This window comes from Bradyrhizobium sp. 1(2017), assembly GCF_011602485.2.
Classification (GTDB): Bacteria; Pseudomonadota; Alphaproteobacteria; order Rhizobiales; family Xanthobacteraceae; genus Bradyrhizobium.
Window position 1 is genome coordinate 7,344,912 of record NZ_CP050022.2, and the last position, 13,136, is coordinate 7,358,047.

The following is a 13,136-nucleotide window of genomic DNA, read 5'->3' on the forward strand; positions in this document are numbered from 1 at the left end:
CGCAGAGGCAGGCTGGATTGCTTCGCTGCGCTCGCAATGACGAGGAAGGATGACGCGCTGTCGCGCGTCACTTCTCGCGGAACGCGCGCATCAGCTGGTCGTGCAGGGGCTTCATCAGGTAGGACAGCATGGTGCGGTCGCCGGTCTGCACGAAGGCTTCCACGGGCATGCCGGGGATCATCTTGACGTCGCCGAGGCGGGCGATCTCCTCCGGCGGCATCGAGACGCGGATGGTGTAGTAGCTCTGGCCGGTGCGCTGGTCGGTGGTGACGTCGGGCGACACGCGGCTGACGACGCCGTTGAGCTCGGGCGTGGTACGCTGGTTGAAGGCGGACAGGCGCAATAGCGTCTTCTGGCCGATCTGGAGCTTGTCGATGTCGACCGGGTTGACCTTGGCCTCGACCTGGAGGTCGTCGGCCTGCGGCACGATCAGCATCAACGCATCGCCTGCGGTGACGACGCCGCCCACGGTGTGCACCGTCGATTGCAGCACCATGCCGTCCTGCGGCGCGCGGATGTCGACGCGGCGAAGCTGGTCCTCGGCGGCGACCTTGCGCTCGATCAGCTCGCCGATCTTGTCGTTGGTCTCGCGCAGGTCCTTGGAGACCTCGCTGACCACATCCTTGTCGATCTGGATGATCTGGAGTTCGGTCTCGGTGATCTTGCCCTTGGCCTGGGCGCGCGATGCGATGTACTGCGCGCGCTCGCCGTTGAGGCGCGCCGAATCGCGTTCGAGCTGAGTGAGGCGCGAGATCTGCACCAGACGCTTGTCGTAGAGGTCGCGCACGCCGGTGAGCTCGTTCTGCACCAGCGAGATCTCCTGATCCTTGGCCTTCTCCTGGGCGCTGAGGCCGGAGATTTCCTCGTTGAGCTGCGTGATGCGTTCGCGCAGCTGCGCCTTCTGTCCGGTGCGGCCATTGACGCGGACATCGAACAGCTTGGTCTCGGCGGATAGCAGTGCCTTGACGTCGGGATCGTTGGCTCGCTCGATCAGGCCTTGCGGGAATTCGATGCTGTCGAGACCACGCTGCTCGGCCTGCAGTCGCGCCGCGCGGGCCTGCGCGGCATCGAGGTTCTTGGTGACGATCGCAAGGTTGGCCTTGGTGACGGTGTCGTCGAGCCGCACCACGACGTCGCCGGCCTTGACCACGTCGCCATCGCGGGCGCGCACCTCGCCGACCACGCCGCCGGTCGGATGCTGCACCTTCTTGACGTTGGATTCGACCACGATCTGGCCCGGCGCGATCAACGCGCCCGAGATCAGCACAGTGGACGCCCAGCCGCCGAGACCGACGACCAGGACCAGCACGATCCCGAGCCCGAGCATCAGGTGAAACTTGATCGAATCGCGCACGGTCTTCGTCGCAGAGGGCTTAGGGCCGCCGATCGCCAACGTGCTCATGGCTTGGGCACTCCACCTTCGCTGACGATCTTGATCGGGGCCGGCGGCGTCACGCGCGGCTGGAGCACCTGGGCGAGGACCTGCTCCTTCGGACCGAAGGCCTGCATGCGGCCGTCGCGCAGCACCAGGATCTGGTCGACCGCCTCGACGCCGATCGGCCGATGCGCCACCACGACGACGATGGCACCGCGCTCGCGTGCGGCGCGGATGGCGCGGGTCAGCGCCTCGTCACCTTCGGTGTCGAGATTGGAATTGGGCTCGTCGAGCACGATCAGGAACGGATTGCCGTAGAGTGCGCGCGCCAGCGCCACGCGCTGCGCCTGGCCTGCCGAGAGGGCGGCGCCCTGCTCGCCGACCTGGGTGTTGTAGCCCTCGCGCATCTTGATGATCATCTCGTGCACGCCGGCCTCCTTGGCCGCGGCGATGATGGCATCGGAGGTGGCCGCAGGATCGAACCGGCTGATGTTCTGCGCGATGGTGCCGCCGAACAACTCGACGTCCTGCGGCAGATAGCCGATGTGGCGGCCGAGCACGTCGCTCGACCATTGGTCGAGCGCGGCGCCGTCGATCCGCACCTTGCCGCGCACCGGCTGCCAGACACCGACCAGCGCGCGGATCAGCGACGACTTGCCGGAGCCGCTCGGTCCGATCACGCCGAGGCCGTTGCCGGCGGCGAGCGCGAAGGTGATGTCCTGCACGATGACGCGCTGGTCGCCGGGCGGCACCATGGCGACGCCTTCGACAGAGAGCCGGCTGGTGGGCGCCTGCAGCTGGGTCGGCATCGCCTGGGCCGGCATCTGCTCCAACAGGCGGGTCAGGCGCTGCCAGCTCTGGCGGGCCGCGACAAAGGATTTCCAGTGCGCGATGGCGAGATCGACCGGCGCCAGCGCGCGGGCGGAGAGGATCGATCCGGCGATGATGATGCCGGCGGTCGCCTCCTGGTGGATGACGAGATAGGCGCCGACCGCGAGCACGGCCGATTGCAGCATCATGCGCAGCACCTTGGCGACCGCGCCGAGACCGCCGGCGACGTCGCTCGCACGCTGATTGCCGGCGAGATATTTTTCGTTGGCCTCGCTCCAGCGCTGGTTCATCCGGCCGGCCATGCCCATGGACACCATGACCTCGGCGTTGCGGCGGCTGGCGGCAGCGAGATCGTTGCGCTGGGCGGCAAGTCCCATCGCCTCCTTCGCCGGCTGGCGGGACATGAATTCGGTGACCAGCGTCAGGCCGACCAGGATGATGGCGCCGACCAGCGCGGTGAGGCCGATCATGACATGGAAGGCGAAGCAGATGGCGAGATAGAGCGGCAGCCACGGCAAGTCGAAGAACGCGCTCGGGCCCATGCCGCCGAGGAAGGAACGGACATTGTCGAGGTCGCGCAGCGGCTGGAGACCCTCGTTGCGGCTGCCGACGAGGAGCGGCAGGCGCACGATGGTGTCGAACACGCGCTTGTTGAGGGCCTCGTCCAGCGCGGTGCCGATCCGTCCCAGGATCCGGTTGCGGATCATGTCGAGCACGCCCTGCGCCATGTAAAGGAAGCTGGCGAGGATGATGAGGCCGACCAGGGTCGGAACGCTGCGGCTCGGCAGCACCCGGTCGTAGACCTCCAGCATGAAGATCGACCCGGTCAGATAGAGCAGGTTGATCATGCAGCTCATCAAGCCGACGCCGACGAACGCCGTGCGACAAGCACGCAAGGCGTCACCGAGCTCCGAACGGCGGACGCCAGGGATGGCTGCCATCAGTCTGATCTCTTTCGGACACGGGGCGAAGCCCCTGTTCAGGTAAGGGACAAAGCCCCTGATTTCAAAGACGATTCAGGGGTACTCGCCTCGGATTAACATCTGTTTTCCGGCGGTCCAACGCAGCCGAAAATAATCCGGGCCCTGATGGTCCCACATCTACCCCCGATCGCCTTCCGCGCAAGTCCGGAATTTCACAGGGGTGCGGCTTTTTCTTGCAGGCTTTCAGCCTCTTCCGGGGAAATGGCGAGGCTGAAGGTTCCGGTCTGCCGATGCGGGCTAGAGTCTGCCCCCGCCACGCACCAGCCGCACCACCAGCAGCAAAATGACCGCGCCGATCGCGGAATAGACGATCTCGGAGACGAGCCCGGTGCCGAGACGGATGCCGAGCTTCGGGAACAGAAGGCTCGCCACCAGCGCGCCGGCGATGCCGATCACGATGTCGCCGATGATACCGAATCCAGCGCCCCGCACGATCTTCCCGGCGAGCCAGCCGGCGACCAGGCCGACGAACAGGATGACGAGCAGGCCTTCGTTGGAAATGTGCATCAGCCAAGTCCCTCTTCCTTGAACGCCCGCATGGAACGGGAACCGGGATGAATGAGGTGTGAATGCTGCGCGCGGCGTGCTGGTTGGCCTGCGCGGACAATATTGTCGAAAACAACCCCATGCACAGTAGCCAAGTCGATGTTGTCGCAGGGGAATTTTGACGTGAGGAGCACGCCCTGCTCCTCATTTGTCCCCGTCAAAACGGGCCGAGCGCGTCCAGCGGCAAATGGGGCGGCTGCGGGCGGACGATTACGACACTGCCGTGACGCGCTCCGCCAGCACGCACCTTGCCGCCCGGCCCGGCCCGACCTCCACATTCCCCGGCAGTTGCTCCAGGCAGCGTGGCTCGGTGAGCTTGCAGCGGGGGGCGAAGGAGCAGTTGTGGGGCTTCTCGGAGAGCGAGGGCGGTGTGCCCGGGATCGTCTCCAACCGCGCCCCGCGCTTGGCGCCATGGATGGTGGAGGCGAGCAGGCCCTTGGCATAGGGATGCACAGGCGAGCGGACGATGTCGCGCAGGCTCCCCTGCTCGACGATCTGGCCGGCATACATCACCGCGACGCGATCGCAGATCTCGATGGCGACCCCGATGTCGTGGGTGACGAAGATGACGGACATGCCGAATTCGCGCTGCAGCTCGCGCAGCAGCAACAGGATCTGGATCTGGACGGTGGCATCGAGCGCCGTGGTCGGCTCGTCCGCGAGCAAAATCTTCGGCCGGCAGGCGAGCGCAAGCGCGATCATCGCGCGCTGGCGCATGCCGCCGGACATTTCGTGCGGATAGGCATCGAGGCGACGTTTTGCCGAGGGAATGCGCACGACCTCGAGCATATCGAGCGCCCTCGCCCGCCCCTCCGCAAAACTCTTGCCCTCGTGGCGCACCACGCTTTCGGCGATCTGCGCGCCGATGGTGTAGACCGGATCGAGCGCGAGCGCGGGCTCCTGGAAGATCATCGACACGGTCTGGCCGCGGAACGACGACAGCTCCTCGTCGTTCATGGCCAGAACGTCGCGGCCCATGACGTTGACCGTGCCCGAGATCTGCGTGCGCTTCTTCGGCAGCAGCCGCATCAGCGCACGCAATGTCACGCTCTTGCCGGAGCCGGATTCGCCGAGCAGGCCCAGCACCTCACTGTTGCCGAGCGAGAGGCTGAGATCGTTCACGGCATAGACCGTGCGCTCGCCGGTGAAGCGGATGTTGAGGCCTGAGATCTCGACGAGTTTGGTCATGACGGCAGTTTCGGCAATCGATCGTGATAGTCGGTCACGCGCTGGAAGGCGGCGCCGATGGTGAGCAGGGTCGCTTCATCGAAAGAGCGGCCGATCAGCTGCATGCCGACCGGCAGGCCGGTTTTGGTGAAGCCCGAGGGCACCGTGAGCGATGGCAGGCCGAGGAAATTCACCGGGCGGGTGAACAGCGTCAGCCGCTGCACCATGGCCGGCGCGTTCGGTCCGCCGCCGACATCGCTCTCCTCGATCGTCGGCGCCGGCACGGGCGAGGCCGGCGCGATCACCGCATCGACGCGCGCGGTCGCTTCGTTGTGGGCGGCGAGCGCCGGCCCGCGCCAGCGCATCGCCTCGAGATAGGTGATGGCGGGAACGGCAAGCCCGTTCTGCAGCCGCATCAAAACCTGCGGGCCGTAATCCTGCGGACGCTCGATCATCCAGCGCTTGTGGAAGGCGGCGGCTTCCGCGGCGAGCACCAGCTGGCTCGCCGAGGACAATTGCCGCTGGTCCGGCAGCTCGACCTTGACGATATCGGCGCCCTCGCGCTTGAGCACCGCGATGGTCTCCTCCAGCACGCGCGCGACCTCGCCGTCGAGATCGTCGACATAGAAGGAACTCGGCACGCCGATCTTCAGGCCCTTGAGCGAGCCCTTGGTCGCGCCGACGTAGTCCGAGAGCGGCTCGTGGCTGCAGGTGGAATCGGCGGGGTCCGCACCGGCCATCAGCGCCAGCAGCAGCGCACAATCCTCGGCGGTGCGGGCGAGCGGGCCGACCGTGTCGAGCGATTGCGACAGCGGCATCGCGCCGGCCCGGCTGACGCGGCCGACGGTGGTCTTGAGGCCCGTGACGCCGCAGAAATGCGCGGGCATGCGGATCGAGCCGCCGGTATCGGAGCCGAGCGCCGCATAGGTCAGGCGCGCGGCAACCGCCGAGCCGGAGCCGGACGAGGATCCGCCGGTGATGTGGGCGACGTTCCAGGGATTGCGCACCGGCCCGTAATGGGCGTTGTGCCCGGTCGGGCCATAGGCGAATTCGGCGAGGTGCAGCGTGCCGAGGCGTAGCTGGCCGGCGTCCTTCAGCCGCTGCAAGGCGGTGGAGGTCACGGTCGGCACGAAGTCGCGGCGGATCAGCGAGCCGCAGGTCGAGACCTTGCCGGCATCGTAATACATGTCCTTGTGCGCCAGCGGCACGCCATGCAGCGGGCCACGGACATCGCCCTTGGCGAGTTCGGCATCGGCGGCCTCGGCCGCCTTCAGCGCCGCCTCCGCTTCAATCGACATGAAGGCGTTGAGATGCGGCTGCCATTGCGCGATGCGCTTCAGCAGCGCGCGCGTCACCTCATGCGAGGACAGCTGCCTTGCCGCGATCGCACGCGCGACCTCGGTGAGCGTCATCAGTGCGGGCTCGGTGCTCATTTCGACACCTTCTGCGTCTGCACGACCGGATAGAGCGCGGGCTCGAGGTCGAACGGCAGCGTGCCGGCAATGGCCTCGAACCCCTCGAAGGCAGGCCCGATGGCATTGGAGATGCGCGTCGCGATCTCGTCATCCACGGGAACACCCGCCACTTGCGCGATCGGCTTGATCTCTTTCGGTGTCGGTCTCGTCATGCGGTCTTCTCCCTGGGCGCACGGCTATGGCCTGAACCCGGTATCGCCATGTAGCACGCGGCCTCGTGGCCCATATTATCGAGCGCGGTGAGCTTTGGTGTCGCATTTGCGCAGAGCGGCTCCGCAAACGGACAACGGGTGTGGAAGCGGCAGCCCGGGGGCGGATCGATCGGATTGGGCGGATCGCCCGTGATTGGCGGCGTCTCGGTACGCCTGTCAGGATCGGACGACGGCATCGCCGCCAGCAGCGCGCGCGTATAGGGATGCGCCGGCTGGTCCCAGACCTGGTCGACCGGGCCGAGCTCGACGACCTCGCCGAGATACATCACCAGTACGCGGTCCGAGATGTAGCGAACGACATTGAGGTCGTGGCTGATGAACAGATAGGTCAGGCCGAACTCGCGCTTGAGATCGGCGAGCAGATTGAGCACCTGGGCCTCGACGGATTTGTCGAGCGCCGAGACGGCCTCATCCAGGATCACCAGCCGCGGCGACAGCGCCAGCGCACGCGCGATATTGACGCGCTGGCGCTGTCCACCGGAGATCTCGTGCGGATAGCGATTGGCGAAGTTTTCCGGGCGCAAGCCCACCTTGCCGAGCAGCTCGCGCGCGAGCGTGCGCGCTGGGCCGTCGGCCATGCCGTGGACCTTGGGACCGAAGGCGATCGATTCCTCGATCGTCAGGCGCGGATTGAGCGAGGCGTAGGAATCCTGGAACACCATCTGCATGCCGCGGCGGAGCTCGCGCAAGCTCAGCGACTGGCCGACGGTCATGCCGTCATAGATGATGTCGCCGTCGTCGCGCGGCATCAGGTGCATCAAGAGGCGCGCGGTGGTCGACTTGCCGCAACCGGACTCGCCGACAATGCCGACGGTCTCGCCCTTCGCGACAGTGAAGGAGACGTCGTCGACGGCGCGCACGGTGCGTTTTGCGGCGAACAGGCCGCCGCGCACGGGAAAATGCTTGGTCAGTCCGTTGACCTGAAGCAGCGGCTGCGCGACGCCGCCGCGGTCCTCGACTTGCTCCAGCATTTCGACGGACGTGCTGCTCTCGCTCATGGCCCTAATTCCTGATGTCCATGGCGCTGCGCAGGCCGTCCGAGAGCAGGTTGAAGCAGATCGAGACCGCGAAGATCATCGCGCCCGGCAATGCTGCGACCCAGGGATTGACATAGATCGCGGTGCGCAGCGTGTTGAGCATCAATCCCCATTCCGGCTCCGGCGGTTTTGTCCCGAGGCCGAGGAAGGAGAGACCGGCGGCCAGGATCATGGAGACGGAGATCAGGCTGGTGGCATAGACGAAGATCGCGCCCAGCACGTTGCCGAGGATGTGCACCCGCATGATGGTGAAGGCGCCGGCGCCCGAGGCGCGCGCGGCCTCGACGAAATCCATGTTGCGCACGCCCGTGGTGACGCTTTCGGCGACGCGCGTGATCTGCGGCACGAACACCACGGTCAACGACACGATGGAGTTGAGGATGCCGGCGCCGAGCGCGCCGGAGATCGCAATCGCCAGCAGCACCGACGGAAAGGCATAGAACACGTCGACCGTGCGCATGATCGCGGTGTTGAGCCTGCCGCCGACATAACCTGCAACGAGACCGAGCGAGGTGCCGATGCAGAAGGCGAGGATCACCGGCAGAATGCCGATGACCAGCGACAGCCGTCCGCCGTAGATCAGCCGCGCCAGCATGTCGCGGCCGAGTTCGTCGGTGCCGAGCGGATAGCCCGCCGTGCCGATGTGGCGCAGGCGGCGGATCATCGAGCCCTTGTAGGGGTCTTCGAGACCCAGCCACGGCGCGAGGATCGCGGACAGGAAGATCAGCAGCAGCACCAGCGCGCAGGCCATGCTGACCTTGTCGCGCGCGATGCGGCGGCCGACCGTCGCCCAATAGCCGCGTGCCTTGGTCGCGGGCGCGGCCTGGAGCGCGGCGTCGCTGGTGGCGGACAACGGAAGCTCGCTCATCGCTAGCCCCGCTTGATGCGCGGGTCGATCGCGGCTTGGGCGATGTCGACCAGCAGATTAAGGAAGACGAAGAACAGCGCCAGGATCAGGATCGTGCCCTGCAGCAGCGGCAGGTCGCGCTGGAAGATCGCCGAATTGAGCAGGAAGCCCGAACCTGGCCAGGAGAACACGGTCTCGATCAGGATCGAGCCGCCGAGCATGTAGCCGAGCTGAAGCCCCATCACCGCGAGCGCGGTGGGTGCGGCGTTCTTGATGACGTGGCGAAACACGCCGGTTTCGCGCAGGCCCTTGGCCCGCATCGCCTCGACGAAATCCTGGCTGAGGATGTCGCCGGTCAGCGCGCGTACCGTGCGGGTGACGATGCCCATCGGGATCACCGATGTCGTGATCGCCGGCAGCACCAGATATTTCAGGTGCGCCCAGTCCCAGGCCCAGGAATTGGAGCCGCTGGGCCCGGCGCCGACCGCAGGCAGCCAGTTCAGCTGCACCGAGAAGATGATGACGAGCAGCATGCCGAGCCAGTAATGCGGCACCGAGACCCCGGCGATGGCGAAGGAGGTCGCGACCTTGTCGATCCAGGTCTCGCGGAAATAGCCGGCGATCAGCCCGAGCAGGATGCCCATGGTGAAGCCGATGATCGCGGCGGCGATCGCCAGCGTGACGGTGTTGCCGACCGCGCGCATGACCTCGGCAAGCACGGGGCGCCCGGTGGCGATGGAATTGCCGAGATCGCCATGGAGGGCCCGGAGCAGCCACAGCCCGAACTGCACCGGCAGAGGCCTGTCGAAACCGTAGGCGGCGCGCAACTGCGCAGCGAGCTCCTGCGAGGCGTCGGCCGGCAGCACGGCGACGAGCGGATCGCCCGGCGTGATGTGCACAAGAAGGAAGCACACCAGCGCCACGCTGATGACGATTGGGACGACGTAGACGATGCGTCTGGCGATATAGGCAAGCACGTTTGGTTCTTTCTTCCTTCTCCCCTTGTGGGAGAAGGTGGCGCGCAAGCGCCGGATGAGAGGTTGTTTCCGCGACTACCGCATTTCAAACGAGAGAGCCTCTCCGCGGAGAGAGACCCCTCACCCGGCTTCGCTGTCGCGAAACCACCCCCTCCCACAAGGGGAGAGGGTGCACTGAGCAAGCCGATAGACTACTTCGCGATCGACACCGGCGAGAAGTCGATGAACCAGCTCTTCGGCTGCACGACGCCCGTCACCTTCGGGCTCATGGCGCGAGGGCCGACGTCGTGGGCGACGTAGAGGAAGGCGGCATCGTCGACGGAGGCCGCGTGCAGCTCGGCGAGCGCGGCATCGCGCGCGACGGGATCGAAGGTCTGGCGCGCCTTCTTTACGAGCTCGTCGAACTTGGGCTCGTTGATGAAGCCCCAATTGTTCGAGACCGGCGGCGCCATGCCCGACTGCAGGAAGCGCACCAGCGCGAAGAACGGGTCCATCGCCGCATAGGTGACGTTGGTCGCGTTCGAGCCGTTGGCGCTGGGGTCCTTGGCGCCGCGGCGCCAGTTGGTGAACAGCGTATTCCACTCGATGACGTCGAGCTTCACGTCGAAATAGCAGTCGGCCAGTGCCTGCTGGAGATATTCGTTCATCGCCAGCGGCTGCATCTGTCCCGAACCGGACGCCGAGGTCTGGGTCTTCACCGTCAGCTTCTTGTTCGGGCCGTATCCGGCCTCCTGCATCAGCTTTTGCGCAGCCGCCTTGTCGTACTTGATCTGGAAGCTCGGCTTGCCGCGCCAGGGATGGCCGGGCTCGAAGGTGCCGGTCGCGGGCACCATCAGGCCGGCAAGGAGCCCGTCCTTGAGGCCTTCGCGATCGATGCAGAGGTTGGCCGCCTTGCGCACGCGGATGTCGTTCCAGGGCGAGCCTTCGATACGCGAGAACTGCCACGGCCAGACGTGCGGCTGCTCGTTGGCGTAGAGCTTGAAGCCGCGCTGCTTGAGCTCGGGCAGCGCATCCGGCGCGGGCGCCTCGACCCAATCGACCTGCCCGGAGAGCAGCGCCGCGGTGCGCGCATTGGGCTCCGGCATCGGCAAGAGCACCATCTTGTCGACCTTGGGCACGCGATCCTTGTTCCAATAATTGGCGTTCTTGACGAGTTCGAGCCGTTCGCGCGGCGTGAAGCTCGCCATCTTCCACGGGCCGGTGCCCGAGGCGTCCTTGGCAAAGGCGGTCCAGGCAGCCTGCGACTTCGCCTTGGCGTCGGCGCCTTCGGCCTTGTCATAGAAGGCCTGCCACTTCGCCGGGCTCGCCATGAAGAGGTTGGTGAGGTTGATCGGCAGGAAGCTGTCGGGCTCCTTGGTGGTGAGCTCGACGGTCATGTCGTCGATCTTCCTGGCGGAGGCCAGCGTCGGCATGCGCGAAGCCGTGACGCCAACCTGGCTGGCGTCGAATTGCGGCGCGTCCTGCTTCAAGACCTTCTCGACGTTCCACACCACGGCGTCAGCATTGAACGGCGAGCCGTCATGGAAGGTGACGCCGGGGCGCAGCTTGAACACCCATTTGGTCTTGTCGGCATCGTCGACCTTCCACTCGGTGGCAAGGCCCGGGATCACCACGCTCGCCTTGTCGGCGGAGGACAGGTCCCAGCCGGTGAGCGCGTCATACATGGTGAGGCCGGTGAAACGGTTGCCTTCAAAGCCCTGATCGGGCTGGCCCAGCGTGCGCGGAATATCGGCAGCGGTCATGCCGATCCGCAGCACCGTTTGGGCGCTCACGACCCGCGGCCATGCAGCCGCCGTCGTTAGAGCAAGCGCCGCGATCAATGCCGCGCGTGTCGTCTTCTTCATAAGCATCGCCTCAATCCCTTTCCGGCTTCGATGACTATTTTTGATGCAATGGTATGCAATGGCTATGCCAATGAGAAACTTATTCTGCAATTTGTCACTGCGACGACAAGTCCTTGTGGCCCGCGCGTGGGTAAGCGCGTCGCGCTGCCTATTCTGGCATCAAGATTGCAAGCCCGGTTCCGAATTCCCTCGATGTCTTCCCTGGAGCTTTGGGACCATGCGTATTCGATTATCGACCTGTCTCGCCGTGCTTGCGCTGGCGGCCTCCGCAATCTCGGCGCGCGCCGAGAGCGTCGTGCGCTACGGCATCTCCATGGCCGACATCCCGCTGACGACGGGGCAGCCCGACCGCGGCGCCGGCGCCTATCAGTTCACGGCCTACACGATCTACGATCCCCTGGTCGCCTGGGAGATGGACGTCGCCGACCGCCCCGGCAAGCTGGTGCCGGGGCTTGCGACCGAATGGAAGGTCGACGATGCCGACAAGACCAAGTGGCGCTTTGCGCTTCGCAAGGGCGTGAAGTTTCACGACGGCAGCGAGTTCAACGCCGATGCGGTGATCTGGAATCTGGACAAGGTGCTCAACGACAAGGCGCCGCAATTCGACAAGCGGCAGAGCGCGCAGGTGAAGACCCGCCTGCCCTCCGTCGCCGGCTACGCCAAGATCGACGATTTCACCGTGGAGATCACCACCAAGACGGTCGATTCCTTCTTTCCCTATCAGATGCTGTGGTTCCTGGTGTCGAGCCCCGCGCAATACGACAAGCTCGGCAAGGACTGGGACAAGTTCGCCAGCCAGCCCTCGGGCACCGGCCCGTTCAAGCTGACGAAGCTGGTGCCGCGCGAGCTCGCCGAGCTCACCAAAAATCCTGACTACTGGAACAAGAAGCGCATCCCCAAGGCCGACAAGATCGTGCTGGTGCCGATGCCGGAAGCGCTGACCCGCACCAACGCGCTGCTCGCCGGGCAGGTCGATTTGATCGAGACGCCGGCGCCGGATGCCGTGCCGCAGCTGAAAGCAGCCGGCATGAAGCTCGTCGACAACGTCACGCCGCATGTCTGGAATTATCACCTCAGCATGCTGCCGGGCTCGCCCTGGACCGACATCCGCCTGCGCAAGGCGCTGAACCTCGCGATCGATCGCGACGCAGTCGTCGGCCTGATGAACGGGCTGGCAAAGCCCGCCAAGGGACAGGTCGATCCGTCGAGCCCGTGGTTCGGCAAGCCGAGCTTCGAATTGAAGTATGATCTCGCCACCGCGAAGAAGCTGGTCGAGGAAGCCGGCTACTCCAAGGCGAAGCCGCTCAAGGCCACCTTCATCATCGCGCAAGGCGGCACCGGCCAGATGCTGTCGCTGCCGATGAACGAATTTCTGCAGCAAAGCTTCAAGGAGATCGGCATCGAGATCGACTTCAAGGTGGTCGAGCTCGAGACGCTTTATACCCACTGGCGCAAGGGTGCGGCGGACGAGATGAATGCGGGCATCACCGCAAACAACATTGCCTATGTCACCTCCGACCCGCTCTACGCCATCGTCCGCTTCTTCCACTCGGGCCAGATCGCACCCGTGGGCGTGAACTGGGGCGGCTACAAGAACCCGAAGGTGGATGCGCTGATCGACGAGGCCAAGCAGACCTTCGATGCCGCCAAACAGGACGAGCTGCTGGCGCAGGCGCACGCGCTGATCGTCGACGACGCCGCGCTGGTCTGGGTCGTCCACGACACCAACCCGCACGCGCTGTCGCCGAAGATCAAGCAGTTCGTGCAGGCGCAGCACTGGTTCCAGGATCTGACGACGATCGGGCTGGAGTGAGGGCGCGGCAAACACAGCCGTAATAGGGC

General features: G+C 65.6%; 11 protein-coding genes. 1 reads left to right on the forward strand and 10 read right to left on the reverse strand.

Annotation, left to right across the window (positions count from 1 at the left end; all coding sequences use genetic code 11):
* Window positions 1–67: 67 nt before the first annotated feature.
* The 10 genes from HAP40_RS34850 to HAP40_RS34895 all read right to left on the reverse strand — a co-directional run bounded on the left by HAP40_RS34850 (window position 68) and on the right by HAP40_RS34895 (window position 11,300).
* Window positions 68–1,402 carry an HlyD family type I secretion periplasmic adaptor subunit gene (locus HAP40_RS34850; protein ID WP_166812767.1) on the reverse strand — a complete coding sequence of 445 codons (1,335 nt, stop codon included), beginning with the start codon at window positions 1,400–1,402 and terminating at the stop codon, window positions 68–70.
* A complete protein-coding gene (locus tag HAP40_RS34855) occupies window positions 1,399–3,147 on the reverse strand; it encodes a type I secretion system permease/ATPase (RefSeq protein ID WP_166812765.1) in 1,749 nt (582 codons plus the stop codon). Before HAP40_RS34855 ends, HAP40_RS34850 begins: the two co-directional genes overlap by 4 nt.
* Window positions 3,148–3,426: 279 nt before the next feature.
* A complete protein-coding gene (locus tag HAP40_RS34860; protein ID WP_008541453.1) occupies window positions 3,427–3,696 on the reverse strand; it encodes a GlsB/YeaQ/YmgE family stress response membrane protein in 270 nt (89 codons plus the stop codon).
* Between the two features lie 249 nt (window positions 3,697–3,945).
* Window positions 3,946–4,923 carry an ABC transporter ATP-binding protein gene (locus HAP40_RS34865; protein ID WP_166812763.1) on the reverse strand — a complete coding sequence of 326 codons (978 nt, stop codon included), beginning with the start codon at window positions 4,921–4,923 and terminating at the stop codon, window positions 3,946–3,948.
* Window positions 4,920–6,335 carry an amidase gene (locus HAP40_RS34870; protein ID WP_166812761.1) on the reverse strand — a complete coding sequence of 472 codons (1,416 nt, stop codon included), beginning with the start codon at window positions 6,333–6,335 and terminating at the stop codon, window positions 4,920–4,922. Before HAP40_RS34870 ends, HAP40_RS34865 begins: the two co-directional genes overlap by 4 nt.
* Window positions 6,332–6,529, reverse strand: coding sequence for a hypothetical protein (locus HAP40_RS34875; protein ID WP_166812759.1), 198 nt, complete (start codon window positions 6,527–6,529; stop codon window positions 6,332–6,334). Before HAP40_RS34875 ends, HAP40_RS34870 begins: the two co-directional genes overlap by 4 nt.
* Window positions 6,526–7,587 carry an ABC transporter ATP-binding protein gene (locus HAP40_RS34880; RefSeq protein ID WP_166812757.1) on the reverse strand — a complete coding sequence of 354 codons (1,062 nt, stop codon included), beginning with the start codon at window positions 7,585–7,587 and terminating at the stop codon, window positions 6,526–6,528. Before HAP40_RS34880 ends, HAP40_RS34875 begins: the two co-directional genes overlap by 4 nt.
* 4 nt (window positions 7,588–7,591) lie before the next feature.
* Window positions 7,592–8,494, reverse strand: coding sequence for an ABC transporter permease (locus HAP40_RS34885; protein ID WP_166812755.1), 903 nt, complete (start codon window positions 8,492–8,494; stop codon window positions 7,592–7,594).
* A gap of 2 nt (window positions 8,495–8,496) precedes the next feature.
* Window positions 8,497–9,450, reverse strand: coding sequence for an ABC transporter permease (locus HAP40_RS34890; protein WP_166812753.1), 954 nt, complete (start codon window positions 9,448–9,450; stop codon window positions 8,497–8,499).
* Between the two features lie 191 nt (window positions 9,451–9,641).
* The gene (locus HAP40_RS34895; protein WP_166812751.1) at window positions 9,642–11,300 is read right to left on the reverse strand and encodes an ABC transporter substrate-binding protein; all 1,659 of its coding nucleotides are present in this window, start codon (window positions 11,298–11,300) and stop codon (window positions 9,642–9,644) included.
* A gap of 211 nt (window positions 11,301–11,511) precedes the next feature.
* Between HAP40_RS34895 and HAP40_RS34900 the strand changes: the two genes are divergently transcribed.
* Window positions 11,512–13,107, forward strand: a complete 1,596-nt coding sequence (locus tag HAP40_RS34900) for an ABC transporter substrate-binding protein (protein ID WP_166812749.1) — start codon at window positions 11,512–11,514, stop codon at window positions 13,105–13,107.
* Window positions 13,108–13,136: the final 29 nt, after the last annotated feature.

Excerpts from the sequence above, each read along its gene's own strand:
- HAP40_RS34850 (WP_166812767.1), bottom strand. The coding sequence starts at position 1,402 with ATGAGCACGTTGGCGATCGGCGGCCCTAAGCCCTCTGCGACGAAGACC.
- HAP40_RS34870 (WP_166812761.1), bottom strand. The coding sequence starts at position 6,335 with ATGAGCACCGAGCCCGCACTGATGACGCTCACCGAGGTCGCGCGTGCG.
- HAP40_RS34880 (WP_166812757.1), bottom strand. The coding sequence starts at position 7,587 with ATGAGCGAGAGCAGCACGTCCGTCGAAATGCTGGAGCAAGTCGAGGAC.
- HAP40_RS34895 (WP_166812751.1), bottom strand. The coding sequence starts at position 11,300 with ATGCTTATGAAGAAGACGACACGCGCGGCATTGATCGCGGCGCTTGCT.
- HAP40_RS34865 (WP_166812763.1), bottom strand. The coding sequence starts at position 4,923 with ATGACCAAACTCGTCGAGATCTCAGGCCTCAACATCCGCTTCACCGGC.
- HAP40_RS34860 (WP_008541453.1), bottom strand. The coding sequence starts at position 3,696 with ATGCACATTTCCAACGAAGGCCTGCTCGTCATCCTGTTCGTCGGCCTG.
- HAP40_RS34855 (WP_166812765.1), bottom strand. The coding sequence starts at position 3,147 with ATGGCAGCCATCCCTGGCGTCCGCCGTTCGGAGCTCGGTGACGCCTTG.
- HAP40_RS34885 (WP_166812755.1), bottom strand. The coding sequence starts at position 8,494 with ATGAGCGAGCTTCCGTTGTCCGCCACCAGCGACGCCGCGCTCCAGGCC.
- HAP40_RS34875 (WP_166812759.1), bottom strand. The coding sequence starts at position 6,529 with ATGACGAGACCGACACCGAAAGAGATCAAGCCGATCGCGCAAGTGGCG.
- HAP40_RS34900 (WP_166812749.1), top strand. The coding sequence starts at position 11,512 with ATGCGTATTCGATTATCGACCTGTCTCGCCGTGCTTGCGCTGGCGGCC.